The following is a 17361-nucleotide window of genomic DNA, read 5'->3' on the forward strand; positions in this document are numbered from 1 at the left end:
CGGCGGTGCGATCCCCGGCGGACCCACGGGTAGCGGCGGGCCCGGCGGGGGCGGCGGCTCCATTCCCGGCGGACCCACCGGCAGTGGCGGACCCGGCGGCGGCGGAGGCTGCGTGCCCGGCGTCGGTTGCGTCTCGGTTCCCTGAGCCGGACGGTGACCTCAGCTCGCCCCGCAGTGCTGTTCGATGTGGACGGCACCCTGGTGGATTCCAATTATCTGCACGTGCACGCCTGGATCCAGGCCTTCCACGCTGAAGGTGTCGCGGTCGAGGCGTGGCGGATCCACCGCTGCATCGGGATGGACGGCAGCACTCTGTTGCAGACCCTGGCCGGTGACGCCGATGACGACGGGCGAGACCGGTTGAAGGATCGGCACAGCGCGTTCCACCAGGAGAGCGCCCATCTGCTCACTCCCCTGCCCGGCGCCCGCGAACTGTTGCGGCGCGTCGCAGAGCTCGGGCTGCAGGTGGTGCTGGCGACCTCGGCGCCCGAGGACGAGTTGGCGCTGCTGCGCAAGGTTCTCGACTGCGACGACGTGGTGTCCGAGGTCACCTCGTCCGAGGATGTCGAGACGGCCAAACCCCAGCCGGACATCGTGGACGTGGCGCTCGAGAAGGCCGGGGTGACCAACGACAACGCCGTCTTCGTTGGCGACGCGGTGTGGGACTGCGAAGCCGCGCGCCGGGCGGAGGTCACCTCGATCGGCGTGCTCAGTGGCGGGGTGTCGCGTGGCGAGCTGTCCGAGGCGGGCGCGGCGGCGGTGTTCGAGAACGCCGCCGAGCTGCTGGCCGAGCTCGACTCGACCCCGATCGGGATGCTCGCTAGCGGCTGAGTGCGGCGAGTCTGCGCCGCGAGGCCAGGCTCTGAACCTGCTGTGGCCACCAGAACCAGCGGCCCAGCATCGCTGCGATCGCCGGCGTCATGAACGAGCGCACGATCAGCGTGTCGAACAGCAGTCCGAGCGCGATGGTGGTGCCCACCTGGGCCATCACCGCGAGGTCGCTGAACGCGAACGACGCCATCGTGAACGCGAAGACCAGCCCGGCCGACGTGACCACCGAGCCGGTGCCCGCCATGGCGCGGATGATGCCGGTCTTCAGCCCGCCCGCTTTCTCCTCCTTGAAGCGGGACACCAGGAGCAGGTTGTAGTCCGAACCGACCGCCAACAGCAGGATCACCGACATCGGCAGCACCATCCAGTGCAGCTCCAGCCCGATCAGGTGCTGCCACAGCAGAATCGACAGGCCGAACGACGCACCGAGGGACAACAGCACCGTGCCGACGATCACCGCGGCGGCCACCGCGCTGCGGGTGATGATCAGCATGATGACGAAAATCAAGGTGACAGCGGCGATTCCGGCGATCAGCAGGTCGTAGTGTGAGCCGTCCTTCATGTCCTTGTACGTCGCCGCGGTGCCCGCGAGATAGACCTTGGCCCCTTCGAGCGGGGTGCCCTTGATCGCCTCCTTGGCCGCGGTCTTGATGGGGTCCACCCGGTTGAGGCCGTCGATCGTCGCCGGGTCGCCCTCGTGGCTGATGATGAAGCGCACCGACTTGCCGTCCGGCGAGATGAACTGGTCGATGCCGCGCTTGAAGTCCTTGTTGGTGAACACTTCCGGCGGCAGGTAGAACGAGTCGTCGTTGCGGGAGTCGTCGAACGCGTCGCCCATCGCCGACGAGTTCTCCTGCTGCGCCGCCATCTGGTCCTGCATGCTCTTCTGCGACTGGTACATCGTGAGCATCATCGACTTCATCGACCGCATGGTCTCGATCTGGCTGGGCAGCAATTCGACCAGCTGGGGCATCAGCGTGTCGAGGCGTTCCAGCTCGGGAATCAGGTTCGCGATGTCGTCGGACATCGTGTTGATGCCGTCGAGGGTGTCGAACACCGAGCGGATCGCCCAGCAGGCCGGGATGTCGTAGCAGTGCGGCTCCCAGTAGAAGTAGCTCCGCAGCGGCCGGATGAAATCGTCGAAGTCGGCGATGTTGTCGCGCAGTTGCGCGACGTCGACGGCGGTGTCCTTGGTCTTGATCACCATCTGATGCGTGGTGTCGCGCATCTGCTGGGTGATGCTGTACATCTTCTGCATCGTGTCGATGGTCTTCTGCATCTCGTCGGCCTGCACGAGCATGTCGGCCATCCGGTCCTGCTGATACTTCTGGTTCAGCTGCGTGAGCGTGCCCTGCATGCTCATCTGGAACGGAATGGTGCTGTGCTTGATCGGTTTGCCGTCCGGCCGGGTGATCGTCTGCACGCGCGCGACCCCGGGCACCCGGAAGATGGCCTTGGCGATCTTGTCGATGACGAGGAAGTCCGCCGGGTTCCGCAGGTCGTGGTCGCTCTGCACCATCAGCAGGTCGGGGTTCATCCGCGCGCTGCCGAAGTGGCGGTCGGCCGCGGCGTATCCGATGTTGGCGGGAATGTCCGAGGGCAGGTAGTTCTTCGCGTCGTAATTCGTCTTGTAGCCCGGCAGCGTCACCAGGCCGATCAGCGCCAGCGCCAGCGTCGCGGCGAGCACCGGCCCGGGCCAGCGCACCACCATCGTCCCGATCCGCCGCCAGCCGCGTGAACTGATCGCCCGCTTGGGCGTGAAGGCTCCGAAGCGGCCCGCCACCACGACCATCGCGGGCCCCAGCGTCATCGCGGCCAGCACCGCCACCAGCGTGCCCACCGCACACGGCACGCCGAGCGAATTGAAGTACGGCAGCCGGGTGAAGCTCAGGCACAGCATGGCGCCGGCGATCGTCAGCCCGGAGCCGAGGATCACGTGCGCGGTCCCGTGGAACATCGTGTAGTACGCCGACACCCGGTCTTCGCCGGCCCCGAGCGCTTCCTGATAGCGGCCGATCGCGAAGATCGCGTAGTCGGTGCCTGCGGCGATCACCATCAACACCAGCAGGTTCACCGCGAACGTGGACAACCCGATGATGTTGTTCGTCGCAAGGAACGCGACGATCCCGCGGGCAGCGCCGAGTTCGATGAACACCATGAACAGGATCAGCACCATGGTCACGATCGACCGGTAGACCAGCAGCAGCATGATCGCGATGACGCCGATGGTGATGAGCGTGACGCGGAAGATGCTCTTGTCGCCGGCGTGGTGCTGGTCGGCGATCAGGGGCGCCGGGCCGGTGACGTACGTCGTCATCCCGGGCGGCGGCGGTGTGGTGTCGATGATTTCGCGGACCGCCGCGACCGATTCGTTGGCCAGCGGCTCGCCCTGGTTGCCGTGCAGATAGATCTGGACGTAGGCGGCTTTGCCGTCGGCACTCTGGGCGCCCGACGCGGTGAGCGGGTCGCCCCAGAAATCCGCGACGTGCTGGATGTGGGCTTTGTCGGCTTCGAGCTTGTCGACCAGCGTGTCGTAGAAGCGGTGGGCCGCGTCGCCGAGTGGCTGATCCCCCTCGAGGACGATCATCGCGGTGCTGTCGGAGTCGAACTCCTCGAAGTTCGCGCCGATCTGCTTCATCGAGACGTACGCGGGACCGTCCTTGGCGGCGAGGCCGACGGTGCGATCCTCCCCGACCTTCTCCAGCGACGGGACGAACACGTTGGTGGCGATGGTCAGCAGCAACCAGCCGAGCAGGATGGGCACAGCGAGGACGCGGACGATCCGCGCCACTCCCCTGCGCTCATTTCCCGTCATAAGGTGCCCCCATCAGGCCGGACACGGCCCGTTCCAGGAGCCGCTCGCGTACTGCTCCGCGCGTCGAGTGATACACAACTAGCCAATCAAAGCATCTGCTGTCAATCGGGGTGGACGACGTTGCCGGATGTCAGGGTTTTCTCAGATGTCCGGTCTGGCGACGGGGTTGCCGGTGACCCGGTCCGTAGGCTGAACGGATGGCCGGGGAGGAGCGCGCCGGGGTCGAGCTGACCAACCTCGACCAACCGCTGGCGAGCGACGCCGATGCCACCAAGCGCGACCTCGTCGACTATCTGGACGCCGTCGCCGACCGGATCCTGCCGGTGCTCACCGGCCGGCCGCTGACGGTGCTGCGCGTGTTGCGCGGCCGGGCGCCCTTCATGCAGAAGAACGTGCCGAAGTACACGCCCGACTGGGTGCGCACCGTGACGATCTGGGCGGAGTCGTCGCATCGGGAGATCCGCTACGCCGTCTGCGACGACCGGCGCACGCTGCTGTGGCTGGCCAACCAACGTGCCGTCGAATATCACCCGGCCCTGGGTCTGGCCGAGGACATCTACCGGCCGACGCACCTGATCCTGGATCTCGATCCGCCCACCGGCGAGGACTTCGCGGCGGTGGTCGCCGTGGCCGGTCTGGTGCGGCAGGCGTTGCGCGACGTGGGCTTGGCGGGTGCGGTGAAAACCAGCGGGTCGCGCGGCCTGCACATCTTCGTGCCGATCGACGACAGCGCCCCGGTCGACGACGTCGCCGCGGCGACGCGCGCACTCGCCGCCCGTGCCGAAGCGCTCGACCCGTCGATCGCCACGACCGCGTTCATCGTGGCCGACCGCGCGGGCAAGGTCTTCGTCGACGCCACGCGCGCCGGCGGAGCCACCGTGGCGGCCGCGTACAGTCCGCGGCTGCGACCGGGCACGCCGGTGTCGTTCCCGGTCGCCTGGTCGGACCTGGACCGGGTGACGCCGGCCGACTTCACGGTCAGGACGGCGGTCGCCCTCCTCGAGGGGCGCGACCCGTGGGCCGAGGCGATGCCGGCTCCCCAGCGACTGCCCGAGGAGTTGATCGCCCACGGCCGGACCATCCCGGTCGCCCGGGTGGCAGCAATGCACGAGGGCAAGCGGCGGGCCCGGGCCCGTCGCGGCGACTAATCGGAGCCGGCGGGTTTCACCGTCACCACGTTGGTGAGGCCGCTGACCGTGAGCACCGGCATCAGGATCGGGTTGGCGACCACGTCGATCGTGTCGGCATGCTCGAACAACACGTTGATCGCTGCGCTGTCGAGGTAGTCGACGCTGCTGAAATCGAGCTGGAGCGTGGCGCCGTCGACACGGTCGCCGACGGCCTCGCCGATCGCCGCGGAGAATTCGGCGATGTTGCTCAGGTCGAGCTCGCCGACGGCCGTCAACACCACGGTGCCGTCCTCGCGACGATCGGTGCGCAGCCGCAGCGGAGTCGCCATCACCCAATCCTCGTCTGCATGTGCACCCTGGTGCCGGTCGCCTGGGAGTCGATGGTGACATCCTGCATCAACGCCCGCATCAACCCGAGACCGCGTCCACGGTGCAGGGCCGGCGCGTCGGCCGGCGCCTTCCATGTCCCGGTGTCGATGACGGTCACGTGCAGATCGTCGGCGAACGCGGTGGCCTTCAACTGCACCGTGCCGCCCGGGAGGTCGCGGTGACCGTGTTCGATCGCGTTGGCGAGTGCCTCGCCGGCCGCGATCAACACGTCCAGGGTCTGCTCGGCGTCGACGCCTGCGCTGCCGAGCCAGGTGCGCAGCGCGGTCCGACTGGGCGCCAATTCGGCCACGTCCGCGGGGAATTCGAGTTCGAGCGGCGCGGGCTGGCGGTAGAGCAGCAAGGCGACGTCGTCGTCGTAGCCGTTGACCGGTGTCAGCCGCGACATGATCACGTCGGCCAATTCGTCGAGCGCGGTCGCCCGGTTCTCGCCGACGACGCCGGTCGCCCGGGCGATGCCGTCGTCGATCGACTCGCGGCGCCGCTCCACCAGGCCGTCGGTGTAGAGCAGCAGGGTCGCGCGGGGCGGCATCGTGACGCTGGTTTCGGGCCGGCTGTCGGCGAACTTCACCGCCAGCGGCGTCGAGCGCGCGTCGTCGAGAAGGTGGGTGGTGTGGTCGGCGAGCACCAGAATGGGAGGTGGATGCCCCGCGCAGGAATAGACCAGCTCCCCGGTGCCCGGCGTGAGCATCGCGCAGAAGACCGTGGTGCAGCGGGCACCGGGCAGCCGCGCCGCGAATCGGTCGAGCGCAGACAGCGCCGCGGCCGGGCTGGGGTGCTCGAGCAGCAGCGCCCGGCACGCGCTGCGGAGCTGTCCCATCACCGTCGCGGCGGCGAGGCCGTGCCCGACGCAGTCCCCCACGATCAAGCCGATCCGGCCGTCGTCGAGGTCCACCACGTCGTACCAGTCGCCACCGACCTGCAGCGGCCGGGTGGCGGGTTGGTAGCGCACCGCGAATCCGGTCGACAGCGCCGGACCCAGAATCGCGTGTTGCAGCGCGAGCGCGGTCTCCCGCTGCTGGTCGATCTGGTGCACCCGCTGCAGACCCTGCCCGAGCCTGCCCGCGAGCACCGTGAGCAGTGTGTGGTCTTCGGAGGTGAAGCGGCGCTGCTCGAACAACTCGATGTACATCACCAGCACACCGCGGGGGTGCCGCAGGGCCACCCCGGCCGCCCCCGGTTCCGACGTCGCCGGGTCGAGCAGATCGTCGTCGCGCAGTGCGGTGATCGCCCGGCGGGAACGGGGTGACAGGTCGTCCCAACCCGCGACGGCCTCCCCCACGCACACGACGTCGGGGGACGCGGTCCGGCCTCCCGCGCCCGAATCGTCGGCCGGCATGGTGACGGCCAGTACCCGACGGGCGTGCCACACCGCCCGCAACTGCTCGGCGGCGGCCAGCACGGCGTCGTCGAGCGTATCTGCCTGTGCCAGTGCATCACTCAGCGACGACAGCGCCGTCTCGCGCTGCACCACATAGTGCTCGGCCGTGACGTCGCGCATCGTGCCGACCACGACCTCGCGGCCGGTGCCGGGATCTTCGGCGTGGGTGAACGTCGCCGTGACCCACAGCCGGTGCCCGTCGCGGTGCGTGACCGGAACCTCACTGATGGTGCCGTGCGGTTGATCCATCAGGCTGCCGAACGCCTCGGTCACCTCGCGGTGCGCGTCGGCATCCGTGTCGGCCGCCGGCCACCACGGGTACATCGGTTCGTAGGGCAGACCGGACGCGTCGAAACCGAGGATGTCGGTGAACGCCCCGTTGATCTCGACGACGGCGCCGCTGTCGTCGCACACGAAGAACGCTTCCTGCAGCGAATCCACCAGTGCCGTGCGCCAGCGGGCGTGATGGTCACGCAGCCGGGCCAATTCGACGTTCGCGCGGACCCGGGCGAGCAACTCGGCCGCGGCGAACGGTTTCACCAGGTAGTCGTCGGCGCCGGCCTGCAGGCCGCTGATCGACGCCTCCTGACCGGCGCGGGCCGACAGCAGCAGCACCGGAACAGCGGCGGTCCGGCGGTCGGCGCGCAGCGCCGACACCAGCGCCAGACCGTCGAGGCCGGGCATCATCACGTCGCTGACCACCATCTCCGGCGGGTCGGCGCGGATGGCGTCGAGGGCTTGCCGGCCGTCGGTGACCGCATCGACCTGATAGCCGTCAGAGCGCAGCAGCCTGGTCAGATAATCCCGCATGTCGGAATTGTCGTCGGCCACCAACACCCGGATCGGTGCCGCGGAACTCGTCGCCGGCACCGGAGAAGTCTCCGATGTCACTGCGGCATCCGGCTTTTCGCCGTCTTCGCCCGGAGTCCAGCGCAGCGCCTCCTCGATGTAGGCGTTCGCGCCGGCGCCGATGCGGCGGCTCACCGTCGAGGCGATCGCATCGGGAGGCAGATGGGCCGTGCCGAACGGCAGCCGGATCGTGAAGGTGGTGCCGGACCCGTGCACGCTGTCGACGTCGATCCGACCGCCGTGCAGGTCGATCAGTTCCTTCACCAGCGCCAGGCCGATGCCGCTGCCCTCGTGGGACCGTGCCTGCACGTTCTCGATGCGGTGGAAACGCTCGAACAGCCGCGGGATCTCGTCGGGAGCCACGCCGATCCCGGTGTCGGACACCACGATCACGGCCTCGTCGCCGTCGCGGCGGACACGCACGGAGATGGTGCCCTCGAACGTGAACTTCACCGCGTTGGACAGCAGGTTGAAGATCACCTTCTCCCACATGTCGGTGTCCACGTAGACGGGCTCGTCCTGTGGTCGGCAGTCCACCGCATAGGTCAGGCCCGCCCGCTCGACGGCGGACCGGAACACGCTGGCGAGTTCGGCGGTCAGCGAACCGATGTCGACCGGTGCGTAGGTGGCCTGGGTGCGACCGGCTTCGATGCGGGAGAAGTCGAGCAGCGTGTTGACCAGTTTCGTAAGCCGTAATCCGTTGCGCCACACCACGTCCAGCTCTGCCCGCGTCGCGGCGTCGACGTCATCGCGCCGGCGCATTTCGGCGACGGGGTCCAGGATCAGAGTCAGAGGGGTGCGGAACTCGTGGCTGATGTTGGAGAAGAACGTGGTCTTCGCGCGGTCGAGCTCGGCGAGTTCCTCAGCCCGTCGCTCCTGGGCCCGGTAGCTGCGGGCCAGGCTGACACCCGCGGCGATGTGGCCGGCCACCAGCGCGACGAAGCCGCGGTACCCGTCGTCGAGCGGACGGTAGCGATTCAGTCCGGCGACCAGGAATCCCAGGGGCGCACCCGCCTGTGGCAGCAGCGGTGTCACGAGCGCCTGCGCCGGCGGGTCCCGCCACTCACCCGTCGGCATCGGCGGGAACGAGCCGAGGTCGACGACCACCGTCTCCCCCGCGGCCGCTTCGGCGGCCGGCCAGACGCCGCCGCCCGCGGTGATCACCGCGGGCGCGGCCGGATGGTCCACGCCGACACCGCTCATGCCGACCAGCCGTGCGCTGCCGTCGCTGTCGAACAGGTACGTCAGCGTGAACGGCAGGTCGCGCAGGTTGTGGCCCAGTTGCCTGTCGGCGAAGGCCAGGATTTCGGTCTCGGTCCGGGCCACGGTCGGATCCGAGCCCAGGTCCCGGAGCGTGGCCATCCGGCGCTCGCCGATCACCTGCACGGTGTCTTCGCTGACCACGCAGAGCATCCCGACCACGTTCCCGTCGTCGTCGCGCAGCGGGCTGTAGGAGAAGGTGTGGTAGGACTCCTCCGGGTATCCCGACCGCTCGAGGAACAACAGGAGCGCGACATCCCAGGTCGCGTCACCTGTCGTCATCACGTGGTCGATCCGCGGATAGACGTCCGACCAGATCTCCGCCCAGACCTCGGGTGCCGGTCGACCCAACGCCCAGGGATATTTGCGCCCCAACGTATCTCGCCGGTAGGCCTCGTTGCAGAAGAAGGTCAGCTCCGGACCCCACGCCATCCACATCGAGAACCGGGACGACAGCAGGATGCTCACGGCGGTCTGCAGGCTCTGGGCCCACCCCTCGGGCGGACCGAGCGGGGTGGCCGACCAGTCGACCCGGGCGAGGTCACGGCCGACCTCACCCCCGGAGGCGAAGACCTCGACGCGCTCGGACTCCGTCACGGCGGGCCGGCATCCGCTGCGAGCGCGTCCGCGATCGACGGATAGGGCCGCAGGACCCTGTCCAGCTTGGTGACTTCGATGGGCCGGACCACCTCGGGATTGGTGGCCACCACCCGCACGGCGATGCCGTCGGCGAGTCCGCTTTCGTAGCAACCGAGTACGGCGTTGAGACCGGCGCTGCCGAAGTACGTCACGTTGGCCAGCTCGATGACCAGAGCCCGCGCCGGCGCGGACGCGCTCGCCTGCAGACCGTCGTCGAGCGCGCTGACGAGCCGGTCGACCGTGTTCGAGTCGACGTCGCCGCGGACGCACACCACCACCGCGCCACCGTCAACTTCCTGCACAACGTCCAGTTGCCCCACGCACCCTCGTATACGCCACCCGCCGGATCACTGCCAACACCGACCTCATGGGCGCTCGGTGCGGGGGCCGACGCGCTCGTGAACCGTGAGCATCACATGGTCGAACTGACGGCGCAAGGATTGGCCGCTGACCTCGATACTGCCCAGTTCGGCGACCAGTTGGGCGGCCAGCGCCCGAAGTTTGGTGTTGGTCTGCTGGGAGCGCCAGAGCAGCAATTTGAACGCCTGGTCGGCGTCGACGCCGTACACCAGCATCAGTGCGCCCTTGGCCTGTTCGATCGCGGCCCGGGCCTCGAACAGATCGGGAAGCGACTCGTCGAGTGCCGCGCGGCGGGCCTTGTCGAGGGTCTCGGTCAGGTCGACGTAAAAGCCTTCCGTGCCGATGACCGCACCGGACCGGTCGTACATCCGGTCGGCGAGGACGATGACGTTGTGCTCGCCGCCGTGGGTGTCGACGAATCGATGCCTGCTGGAGAACGAGCCGCCCGCGTGCAGCGCATGGTCGAGAAGTTCCTGGACGTGGCGCCGGTCCTCGGGATGCTTGTGGGACAGCAGCAGCTCGGTGGTCGGAACCACGGTGCCGGGCTCGTAGCCGTGCATGCGGGCGAGCTCGTCGGACCACTCCCAGCGCTGGCCGACGAACCAGAAGCGGAATCCGCCGGCACGCAGATCGCCGACGGCGTCCGGCGGAGCCTCCTCGGCGGCGGACGCAGGGGCGGGATCCGGCATTGGGGCATTATTCCACCCCGCGGCCGCGCGCAAACGTGATCAAAGTGTTACGGCCGGACGGCACACCGGATCCCGGCCCCGTCACGCGGTGGCGGCGCTGCCCGATCGACTCGCTGCGGTGTCGGCGCTGTGCGGTCCGAACTCGTTGGCGACCGGCACGACGAGATCGGCCGGGAAGCCGCCGCGCCGCGCGTGCTCGCGGATGGCCTCCTCGTCGTCGGCCTCGTGAATGCAGTAGATCTTGTCGCCGGCGACGTAGCTGGTGACCCAGCGGTACGGCACCCCCAGCGAATCCACCGCGGCGTTGGACGTGCAGGCGATCTCCGCCAACTGCGCCTCGGTCAGCTCCGACGCGCCGGGGATCTGTCGCTCGATGAGGAATCTCGGCATGGCTTCTCCTGGTGGTGAGCATTGATGCCCGGCAGCTCCGGACGTCATCGACCCTCGCCGATGCGCCGTCCACCGTCATCGGTAAGAACTCCCCATCTACGCGCGACGCGCGCTGTTTTCCCTGGTGACGCACCCGCGTAGTCGATACGATCGACCCGTGACGCTCACCGGACGCGAGCGCGAACTGGACCAGCTCGCGGCCATGGCGGCCGGGGCACGGGGCGGCCGCGGCGGCGCGGTCATGGTGTGTGGCGAATCCGGCGCCGGCAAGACCACCTTCGTCGAGGAGTTCGTGCGCGGGCTCGCCGACGACACCCGGGTGCTGTGGGGCGCATGCGACCCGCTGTCCACCCCGCGGCCGCTGGGACCGCTGCGCGATCTCGCCCACGGCTTCTCGGCGACCACCCGTGCGCAACTCGTCGAGAGCACCCAGCCCTACGACATCTTCGTGTCGGTGTTCGACGAACTGCGGAGCCCGCCGTCGGTGCTCGTGCTCGACGACCTGCAGTGGGCCGATCAGGGCACCCTCGACCTGTGCCGGTTCCTGCTGCGCCGCGCCGCCCAGTCCTCGCTGCTGACGATCGGGATCCTGCGCGACGACGAGCTCGGCGTCACCCACCCGCTGCGCGGCCTGCTCGGTGACGTCGCACGCTCCCCGCACGCGCACTCCCTCACCGTGCCGCCATTGACCGTCGACACCATCGCCACCCTGGTGGGCGACCGTGACGTCGACCCGGCCTGGCTGCACCGGATCACCGGCGGCAACGCGTTCTTCGTGTGCGAGATGCTCGACCACGACTGCTCGGACGGCGCCGACCTCCCGACCACGGTGCGCGACGCGATCCTGGCCCGCACCGCCGATCTGGACGCCACCGCCTGGGACCTGCTGCACCTTCTCACCTGCGCACCCGGTGCGATCGGCGACCGGCTGCTGGTCGGCCTGGGCGTCACGCTGCCGGCGCTGCGCGCGCTGGATCAGGCGAAGCTGATCCGCCGCGACGCCCGCGGTGTGGCGTTCCGTCACGACCTGTGCCGGCGCGCGATCGCCAGCGTGATCCCCCCGGGCGCCGAACCCGGCCTGCACCGCAAGTTCATCGACGTCCTCGACGATGCGGCCGGCCGAGATCCCGCGGTGCTGACCCATCACGCACTCGGCGCCGGTGACACGACGCTGGTCGCCGCGGCGGCCGCCGAGGCGGGCAGGGCCGCCGCCCGCGCCGGCGCCCACACCCAGGCATGCGAGTTCTTCCAGATCGCGCTGCGCCACGGCGGGTTGCACGACGACGCGACCGAAGCCGAGTTGCTCGAACTGCTCGCCGCGGAGTACTACCTGACCGACCGGCTGGCAGACGCCATCAACGCATGCCGGCGGGCGATGCTGCTGCGCCGCGCGATGGGATCGCCGGTCGGGGTGAGCGCGAACCACCACGCGCTGGCGGTCTACGAGTGGTACAGCGGCAATCGGGCGGCGGCCGACAGACATGCCGCCGACGCCGTCACCGCGCTGGAAGCCGTTGCCTCTGAGAGCGATTCGCCGGAGATGGTGCAACTCGGGCACGCGCTCGCGATGCAGGCCTTCCTGGCCGTACAGGCCAGCCACATCGACGATGCGCAGCGCACCCTCGCGCGCGCCCGCGCCATCGTGACCGCCACCGGCGACGCAGACCTGTCGGTGCGGGTCGAGCTGATCGGGCACTACTGCGCGATCCTCCACGGCGACAACGACGCCCGGCACCGGCTCCTGTCGATACTGGCATCGGGGCCTCGGCACATCGACGAGACGTTCTCGAGCGGCTACACCAATCTCACCTACTTCGACGTCGAGCAGCGCCGGCTCGGACCGGCCGGGGACCTGCTCGGCGAGAGCATCCCCCTGATGGTCGAACACGACCTGCCGATCTGTCGGATGGTGCAACTCGGCTCCCGCAGCAGGCGGGGTCTGCTGGTCGGCGACTGGGACGCCGCACTGGCCGACGCCGATGTGGTGCTGAACAGTCCCAGCGCCCCGCTGGCCCGAGTCTGGCCGCTGCTGATCCGCGGCATCGTCACGCTGCGCCGCACCGGCGCCGACACCGGCGACATCGACGAGGCCTGGGAGCTGGCATGCCGGTTCGGCGAGATGATCCGGATGCTGCCCGCCGCCTGCGCGCTCGCCGAGCGGACGTGGCTGACCGGTGTGCGCGACTCCCGTCTGGAACGCAGCCGCTCGCTGCTCGAGACCGCCCCGGTCACCGGCCTGGAGTGGGCGCGGGGCGAACTGGCGGCGTGGTCGCACCGCCTCGGCGCGCACCCTCCCGGCCCGAGCGTAGCCGGGGTGGCCGAACCCTACGCGCTGCTACTCGAAGGCCGGTTCGATGCGGCGGTCGCGGCCTTCGAATGCCTGTCGACGCCATACGACGCGGCGCTGGCCCTTGTGGACGAGGGTGTCGCCGCCTCCACGCGCCGGGCCCTCGACGTCTTCGACCGGCTCGGCGCGGACGCGGTGGCCGCGAAGGTGCGCTCGGATCTGCGTGCGGCCGGGGCCGCCGCGGTTCCCGGTCCGCGGCGGGCGACCACCCTGGGCAATCCGGCGGGCCTGACCAACCGCCAGGTCGACGTGCTGCGTCTGCTCGCCGACGGTCTGACCAACGCCGAACTGGCCGATCGACTGTTCCTGTCGGTCAAGACCGTCGACCATCACGTCTCGGCGATCCTGACCAAGCTGGACGTGACGAAGCGGCGCGACGCCGTGCGCCGTGCGCGCGAAACCGGGATCCTCGGGTAGCGGTTGCGTCCGACATAGGTAGTCACTACCGATGACGGCGGCGCGCCCACGGCCGACCATCGAAGCAGCCGGGCACCCGGGCCCGGCCGCTGAGGGAGGAATGGACCGATGGGTGATGCGACGGCGGTGTCGCCGGCCGACCAGGACGCGGCACGAGCGCTGAAGGCCAAGCACCGGGCGCTGTGGGCCTCGGGCGACTATCCCGCCGTCGCGGCGGAGCTGATTCCCGGCCTGGGCGCGCGGCTGGTGCAGGCGTGCGGTGTGCGTGCCGGGCAGCGTGTGCTCGATGTCGCGGCCGGCACCGGTAACGCCGCGATCCCGGCCGCGCTGACGGGCGCGACGGTGACCGCCAGCGATCTGACGCCGGAGTTGTTCGACGCCGGTCGTGCGCTCGCCGCGCAGCGTGGGGTCGGGCTCGACTGGGTGGAGGCCGACGTCGAGGCGTTGCCCTTCGCGGACGGCGAGTTCGACGTCGTGATGTCCTGCGTCGGTGCGATGTTCGCGCCACACCATCGCGTGACCGCCGAGGAGATCGTGCGGGTGGTCCGGCCCGGTGGCACGATCGGGATGATCAACTGGACGCCGGACGGGTTCATCGGCCGCTTGTTCGCGACCATGAAGCCCTACGCTCCCCCGCCGCCGCCCGGAGCGAGCCCGCCGCCGCTGTGGGGCGACGAAGACCATGTCCGTGACCTGCTCGGCGACGCCGTCACCGACCTGACGCTGCGCCGCGAGACGGTGGTGATGGATCGCTGCGCCACGCCGCTGGAGTTCCGCGAGTACTGGAAAGCCAACTACGGCCCCACCATCGCGACGTACCGCTTCAACGACGGCGATCCCGAGCGGTTGGCCGCCCTCGACGCGGACTTCCTCGCGCTGCTCGAACAGGCCGACACCGCAACGGAATCGGACCGCACGGCCTATCCCGCCGAGTATCTGCTGGTGACGGCGACCAAGCGGTGAGGGCATTCGGATAACAATCTGCGCGAGCGCAATCGAGGCACCTGAACGATCGCTGCGGTTGACTCGGCGCGTGACGACTGCGCGGAAGCCGGAATCCGACGACGTCGAGGTGCTCGTTGTCGAGACACCGTCGCTGGGCGACCGCAGCTACGTCGTGATCGGTGCGGCCGACGGCGACGTGATCGCCGCGGTCATCGACCCCCAGCGGGACGTCGACCGCATCCTCGAGCGCGCATCCGCGGCGGGCGCGCGGATCACCCATGTCCTGGAAACCCACGTGCACAACGACTACGTGTCCGGCGGGCTCGCGCTGGCCCGCGCGACCGGCGCCGAGTACGTCGTGCCGGCGGGAGACGAGCTGGGATTCGGGGCCACCCGGGTCGCCGACGGCGACGTCGTGAGCGCGGGCCCGTTCACGTTGCGCGCCGTGCACACGCCGGGACACACCGCTCACCACACCAGCTATGTGCTGACGGATGCGACCGGGGCGACCATCGCCGTGTTCTCGGGCGGGTCCCTGTTGTTCGACAGCACCGGACGCACCGACCTCCTCGATCCGGAGCACACCGAATCGCTGGCCGTCGCCCAGTACCGCTCGGTGCGCCGCTTGGCGCACGAATTGCCGAGTGCGACAAGGGTGTATCCCACCCACGGTTTCGGGAGCTTCTGCGCCGCGGGCGGTACCGACCGCGACGCCTCCACCATCGGCGAACAACGGGCCACGAATCCGGCGCTGACCCGCGACGAGCGGCATTTCGTCGACGGCCTGTTGGCAAATCTGTCCGATCACCCGGCGTACTACGCCCACATGGGCGCGCTCAACCGAGCGGGGGCGCCGGCCGCTGATCTGTCCGCCCCGCGCCCGGTGGATCTCGAGGACCTGCGCGCCCGCATCGACACGGGAGAATGGGTGGTCGACCTGAGACAGCGTGCCGCCTTCGCCGCCGGACACCTGAGAGGAAGCGTGGGCTTCGAATTGTCCGACTCGTTTCTCACCTACCTCGGCTGGCTGCACCGGTGGGGTGCGCCGCTCACCCTCGTCGGGGCCGACGCCGGGCAGATCCTCCAGGCCAGACGGGAACTCGTCCGTATCGGCATCGACCACCTCGCCGGCGCAGCGACGGCAGACGTCGAGCACTGGCGCACGTCAGACACGGTCACCTCCTACCCCGTCGCCGATTTCCCGGCACTGGCCGCGCTCACCGATCGTGGGGACGTCCGTGTCGTCGATGTGCGGCGTAGCGACGAGTTCCGCACAGCTCACGTCAACGGTGCGGTGAACGTTCCGCTGCACGATCTGCTCGACCGCCTCGACAGCCTGGGACCGCAACAGTTGTGGGTGCACTGCGCCAGCGGATATCGCGCATCGGTGGCGGCGTCGCTGCTCGACGCGGCGGGCCAGGACGTCGTGCTCGTCGACGACTCGTTCACCACCGCCGTCGATCTCGGACTGACGGGATGACCGGTCCTAGAGCATGTATTCCAGCCGGAGCTGACCCTCCTCCTCGACATCGACCGGCACCGCACCGAGCAGGGTCTCGGCCACCCGTCGCGCCTGCACCCGCAATTCCGGCACGGCGACGGTCTCCCAGTACGTGCCGCGCAGTGTCGGGCCGAGGGCCAGCAGCGACGCCGACCGGTCGCCCTGAGCGTCGACCACGGTGTGGTCGAGGTCGATGCGGATCCCCATGTCCGTGTCGTCCGGTGAGACCAACCCGCGCGCGAGCAGATTGCGGAGCAGAACGTTTCGCGTTGCCGAGAACCGCGTCGACGGTCCGGTGGCATTGATCACCAGGTCGGCCACCACGGGCTCACGTGCCTCGATGCCGATCCGGATCGTGCCGTCGACCGCCTGGAGCTCCTCGATGGAGCCGGCATGGATCTGCAGCGCACCGGTGCGGCGCGCGTGCATGACCTGGTCGTGGATCTCGGGAGCGATGCGGTGGCGCAGCACATTCCAGCGAGCGGCGTCGCGACGCGCGAACTCGAGGCGTTCCTCGCGGCTGAAGTTCCCCCAGATGCGTTGCGTGTACGGCCGGAGCTTGTCGACGATGATCGCCGGATCGGCGTCGCGGGCAACCAGCTCCGCGCAGTGCTGCGACACCAGACGCCGGAGGTCGTTGAGTCCGAGCGTGACGAGATCTACTCCCGCAGGCGGAAATTCGGGATACTCGATGCCGCGGAAATGAGCGTGCGGCAGCCAGCCGTGGCGCGAGATGGCGTGGATCGAACCCTGCCATCCCAGATCGCACAGCGTGATGATGGCGTCGACGGCCGACAACCCCGTCCCGAGGATGGCGATGCTGCCGGCCGCGGGCACCCGGTGCTCCCACTGCTGCCACGGGTTGGCGACCCAGGCCGGGTGGTCGTCGAGCGCACTCGCACCGGGAAGGCGTGCGGGCGGTTCGTTGCCCGTGGCGAGCACGATCTTCTCGGCGGCGATCGCCGACCCGTCGGCCATCCGCACCAGGCAGTGGCCATCCCCGGGTTCGATGTCGACAGCTTCGCCCGTGATGAGTTCGGTTGTGACACAGGGTCGGTGGCTGTCGCCGCAAAGATGGTTACCCACGATCGAACGTAGGTAGTCACCGTACACCTGGCGTGGCACGAACTGCTCGCGCAGCTCGGCCTCGGGCAGGGGTTCGAACTCGGCCCGGGTGCGCAGCCAGTGCAGGAAATGGTCGGGCTCGTCGGGGAAGGCGGACATGTTCCGTGCCGCGACGTTGAGCAGGTATTCGGGGCGGCGGACGCTGTAGGCCACGCCGCGGCCCACCGACCCGCGATCGTCGACGACCACGACATGCAGGGCGCGGTCGCTGATCCGGGCGACATTGACCGCGGTCATCGCGCCGCTGAAGCCGCCTCCGAGGACGGCGATACAGGCGGGGTTCGGCACAGTTGCC

General features: G+C 69.4%; 12 protein-coding genes. 5 read left to right on the top strand and 7 right to left on the bottom strand.

What is annotated here, in order from left to right:
• Positions 1 to 153: 153 nt before the first annotated feature.
• Positions 154 to 831 carry an HAD family hydrolase gene (locus tag MCHUDSM44219_RS06345; protein WP_048417395.1) on the top strand — a complete coding sequence of 226 codons (678 nt, stop codon included), beginning with the start codon at positions 154 to 156 and terminating at the stop codon, positions 829 to 831.
• Here MCHUDSM44219_RS06345 and MCHUDSM44219_RS06350 read toward each other — a convergent pair.
• Positions 821 to 3646 carry an MMPL/RND family transporter gene (locus MCHUDSM44219_RS06350; protein ID WP_048417396.1) on the bottom strand — a complete coding sequence of 942 codons (2826 nt, stop codon included), beginning with the start codon at positions 3644 to 3646 and terminating at the stop codon, positions 821 to 823. The two genes, MCHUDSM44219_RS06345 and MCHUDSM44219_RS06350, sit on opposite strands and share 11 nt — an antisense overlap.
• A 197-nt stretch (positions 3647 to 3843) precedes the next feature.
• On the opposite strand from MCHUDSM44219_RS06350, the gene MCHUDSM44219_RS06355 reads away from it, so the two are divergent.
• Complete coding sequence (locus MCHUDSM44219_RS06355; RefSeq protein ID WP_048417397.1) at positions 3844 to 4794, top strand: DNA polymerase domain-containing protein; 951 nt, start codon at positions 3844 to 3846, stop codon at positions 4792 to 4794.
• On the opposite strand, the gene MCHUDSM44219_RS06360 is transcribed toward MCHUDSM44219_RS06355, so the two are convergent.
• The 5 genes from MCHUDSM44219_RS06360 to MCHUDSM44219_RS06380 all read right to left on the bottom strand — a co-directional run bounded on the left by MCHUDSM44219_RS06360 (position 4791) and on the right by MCHUDSM44219_RS06380 (position 10731).
• A complete protein-coding gene (locus MCHUDSM44219_RS06360) occupies positions 4791 to 5105 on the bottom strand; it encodes an STAS domain-containing protein (protein WP_048417398.1) in 315 nt (104 codons plus the stop codon). The two genes, MCHUDSM44219_RS06355 and MCHUDSM44219_RS06360, sit on opposite strands and share 4 nt — an antisense overlap.
• Positions 5105 to 9250, bottom strand: coding sequence for a SpoIIE family protein phosphatase (locus tag MCHUDSM44219_RS06365; protein ID WP_048417399.1), 4146 nt, complete (start codon positions 9248 to 9250; stop codon positions 5105 to 5107). Before MCHUDSM44219_RS06365 ends, MCHUDSM44219_RS06360 begins: the two co-directional genes overlap by 1 nt.
• A complete protein-coding gene (locus MCHUDSM44219_RS06370) occupies positions 9247 to 9612 on the bottom strand; it encodes an STAS domain-containing protein (protein WP_048417400.1) in 366 nt (121 codons plus the stop codon). Before MCHUDSM44219_RS06370 ends, MCHUDSM44219_RS06365 begins: the two co-directional genes overlap by 4 nt.
• A gap of 45 nt (positions 9613 to 9657) precedes the next feature.
• The gene (locus MCHUDSM44219_RS06375; RefSeq protein WP_048417401.1) at positions 9658 to 10341 is read right to left on the bottom strand and encodes a PAS and ANTAR domain-containing protein; all 684 of its coding nucleotides are present in this window, start codon (positions 10339 to 10341) and stop codon (positions 9658 to 9660) included.
• An 81-nt stretch (positions 10342 to 10422) separates the two neighbouring features.
• Positions 10423 to 10731, bottom strand: coding sequence for a DUF4242 domain-containing protein (locus MCHUDSM44219_RS06380; protein ID WP_048417402.1), 309 nt, complete (start codon positions 10729 to 10731; stop codon positions 10423 to 10425).
• 157 nt (positions 10732 to 10888) lie between these two features.
• On the opposite strand from MCHUDSM44219_RS06380, the gene MCHUDSM44219_RS06385 reads away from it, so the two are divergent.
• The 3 genes from MCHUDSM44219_RS06385 to MCHUDSM44219_RS06395 all read left to right on the top strand — a co-directional run bounded on the left by MCHUDSM44219_RS06385 (position 10889) and on the right by MCHUDSM44219_RS06395 (position 15920).
• Complete coding sequence (locus tag MCHUDSM44219_RS06385) at positions 10889 to 13495, top strand: helix-turn-helix transcriptional regulator (protein ID WP_048417403.1); 2607 nt, start codon at positions 10889 to 10891, stop codon at positions 13493 to 13495.
• Positions 13496 to 13603: 108 nt separating this feature from the next.
• On the top strand, positions 13604 to 14458 hold the full coding sequence (locus tag MCHUDSM44219_RS06390) for a class I SAM-dependent methyltransferase (protein ID WP_109777604.1): 855 nt from the start codon (positions 13604 to 13606) through the stop codon (positions 14456 to 14458).
• Positions 14459 to 14528: 70 nt separating this feature from the next.
• Positions 14529 to 15920 (top strand): MBL fold metallo-hydrolase, encoded by a 1392-nt coding sequence (locus MCHUDSM44219_RS06395; RefSeq protein WP_048417404.1) that lies wholly within the window; start codon positions 14529 to 14531, stop codon positions 15918 to 15920.
• A gap of 6 nt (positions 15921 to 15926) precedes the next feature.
• On the opposite strand, the gene MCHUDSM44219_RS06400 is transcribed toward MCHUDSM44219_RS06395, so the two are convergent.
• Entirely contained in the window at positions 15927 to 17354 is a 1428-nt protein-coding gene (locus MCHUDSM44219_RS06400; RefSeq protein ID WP_236695373.1) for an FAD/NAD(P)-binding protein, read from the bottom strand.
• Positions 17355 to 17361: the final 7 nt, after the last annotated feature.

The sequence above is a fragment of the Mycolicibacterium chubuense genome, from assembly GCF_001044255.1.
Classification (GTDB): Bacteria; Actinomycetota; Actinomycetes; order Mycobacteriales; family Mycobacteriaceae; genus Mycobacterium; species Mycobacterium chubuense.

Coding starts and splice junctions, on each gene's coding strand:
- MCHUDSM44219_RS06355 (WP_048417397.1), top strand. CDS start 3,844: ATGGCCGGGGAGGAGCGCGCCGGGGTCGAGCTGACCAACCTCGACCAA.
- MCHUDSM44219_RS06360 (WP_048417398.1), bottom strand. CDS start 5,105: ATGGCGACTCCGCTGCGGCTGCGCACCGATCGTCGCGAGGACGGCACC.
- MCHUDSM44219_RS06375 (WP_048417401.1), bottom strand. CDS start 10,341: ATGCCGGATCCCGCCCCTGCGTCCGCCGCCGAGGAGGCTCCGCCGGAC.
- MCHUDSM44219_RS06350 (WP_048417396.1), bottom strand. CDS start 3,646: ATGACGGGAAATGAGCGCAGGGGAGTGGCGCGGATCGTCCGCGTCCTC.
- MCHUDSM44219_RS06390 (WP_109777604.1), top strand. CDS start 13,604: ATGGGTGATGCGACGGCGGTGTCGCCGGCCGACCAGGACGCGGCACGA.
- MCHUDSM44219_RS06380 (WP_048417402.1), bottom strand. CDS start 10,731: ATGCCGAGATTCCTCATCGAGCGACAGATCCCCGGCGCGTCGGAGCTG.